At 44.7% G+C, this 2,329-nt stretch carries 2 protein-coding genes; both read left to right on the top strand.

Annotated features, from left to right (window positions below; genetic code table 11):
- Positions 1–660, top strand: a 660-nt coding sequence (locus NHN17_RS25605) for an ISL3 family transposase (protein ID WP_255045496.1), incomplete at its 5' end; no start/stop codon positions are given.
- 180 nt (positions 661–840) lie between these two features.
- Positions 841–2,289 carry a peptide MFS transporter gene (locus tag NHN17_RS25600; protein ID WP_255045495.1) on the top strand — a complete coding sequence of 483 codons (1,449 nt, stop codon included), beginning with the start codon at positions 841–843 and terminating at the stop codon, positions 2,287–2,289.
- Positions 2,290–2,329: the final 40 nt, after the last annotated feature.

Here is a 2,329-nt window from a genome sequence, read left to right as displayed (position 1 = left end):
ATTTCATTCTTCGAGCAGTTACCGGTGATGACACGGGAAGGGATCAAAGCAGTATCAATGGATATGGGACAGGCCTATCAATCGGCAGTTAGGAAGATGTTACCCAATGCCGATATTGTTTTTGACCGATTCCATGTGATGCAGAATTACTGCATTTTGATTAAGAAAGAGAGAGCCAAAGCTTTTAGGAACGGCTCTCATGAGGAAAAGAAGATGCTCAAGGGTACCCTCTTCCTCCTACTGAAAAACGCCGTCAAACTGGACAATAGACAGTCCGACAGGCTCGATGATCTACTCGAGAGCAATAAGAGTCTATGCATCATTTATATGTTGAAAGAACAACTACAAGCAATATGGGACGAGCCTAGTTATCAGACGATGGTAGCAGCGCTTGAAGCATGGTGCCGCCTTGCTAAATCCTCTCGAATCCTCTCTCTGAGCAATTTCGCCGATGCATTGTTAGAAAGACAAGTTGGGATCTGTAACTACGCAAAGTACAAACTGACCAACGCCCGAGTAGAAGCTGGAAATGTCTCCATTGGTCTGCTTAGGCGAAGAGCTCGAGGTGTGAGGGACACGGACTACTTCAAATTAAAGATCAGGCAAACATCGATCCCAGATACCCACTCTACTTTTTACCCAAATATCAAGCTCATGTAAGCGGAGAAGAACCAATTTATTAACCCGTAAAATAAATAAAACTAATGATGACTTGCTCACTAAAAACACATTTTAAAGAGTACTTGACGGTCAGAAGTGATAATATCTGCCATGATTTACATTTAGTTACAAATTAAAATTCTGTAATCACCCCTAATCCATAGACATAGAGATGTAAATATGTGGAACAGACTCAATAAGTCGATGATGGTGTGCCAAATGATGTTTGGCCTTTCTTTCTACGGCGTGATGGTGATCCTCACCCGCTTTTTCCTAGAAGACCTCAATTACAGTGAAGCTGACACCATGATGGTTGTTGGTGCTTTCTCATCCATTGGACCATTGTTTGCTATCGCTGGTGGTTTTATTGCTGATAAATATCTAGGTGCCTACCGCTCGTTGACAATCAGCTATCTGGGCTTTGCTGTTGGTTACACACTACTTGTAATGGGTGCGTCCACCCTTAACGTGCCAATGAGTTTGATCGGTATTGCGCTAGCAAGTTATTCACGCGGCTTAATGTCCCCTTCCTACCCTAGCCTTTACAAGCGTACCTTCCAATCTGAAGAGCACTTTGAGAATGCCTACCCAGTTAACTACTCGGTCAACAACATTGGTGCGCTCCTAGGCCAGTACTTTTTCCCAATGATCGTATTAATCCTTGGCTTCAATGGTAGCTTTGCACTATCTGGGGGGATGGCTGCTCTTGCCTTCGTAATTTTGCTTACCTCACGTAAGTCGCTACTCTCTGTTGCGGCTGAAATGGATAACCAACCTACTGGGGCTAAAAACTGGATTGCCTTCAGCGTTATCTCAGCATCGATGATCGGCCTGGTTTTCTTCATGTTCTCAAACATGGCTATTGGCAAAAACATCGTATATGCCATTGGTGCGGCCGCGATCGGTTACTTTATCTGGCTGATGATGAAGGCTAACCGCTCTGATTCGCTAAAAATGGGCACAATTTTAATTATAACGGCCCTTACGACTGCATTTTTTGTCTACTACGGTCAAATGATGACCTCAATGACGATGGTGACCATCAATACCATGCGCGGCGATCTCTTCGGTATTATCCCTATCGCCCCAGAAGCCTCAATGGCAATGAACCCACTTTGGTGTATTGTTGGTGGTCCGCTAGTCTCTTGGACTTTCTCTTCGCTGGAAAAACGAAATATCAATTTTTCTACCGCGACCAAAGTGAGCTTTTCCTTTGTACTGACTGCCATTGCCTTCGGTATTTTGACGATGGCGGTCTACAACATCGGTGAAAATGTCATCATCGGCCCAGAAGTCTTTCTGGCTATCCACTTCTTCCAAGCATTGGCAGAAGTGATTGTTGGTAGCTTAGTCGTTGCTTTCATCCTGTCGGTTGCACCAAAGCATATTGAGAACTTCTCAGTTAGTCTGTTTTCTGTCGCCATCGCGCTAAGCGGTATTGTCGGTGCCGTATTTTCAACCTCTATTGCAATGGAGAAAGGACAGGAGGTTACCCAAGAGGTGGTACAAACGGTCTATGGTGATTACTTCAGCTTATTGACAATATTGGCAGTCGTTATGGTTGTTGTTGCCCTACTCGCCTCTCGTTTAATTCGTATGCGCCCCATGATCCCACGGGGCGAGTATTAATGAGCGAAGTTCCAGGGCAGTAAAGCGTCGAGATCAGGGT

The sequence above is a fragment of the Photobacterium pectinilyticum genome, assembly GCF_024357955.1.
GTDB classification, from domain to species: domain Bacteria; phylum Pseudomonadota; class Gammaproteobacteria; order Enterobacterales; family Vibrionaceae; genus Photobacterium; species Photobacterium pectinilyticum.
The sequence above is the reverse complement of the archived record's forward strand: the minus strand, read 5'-3'. Positions and strand labels throughout refer to the sequence as shown.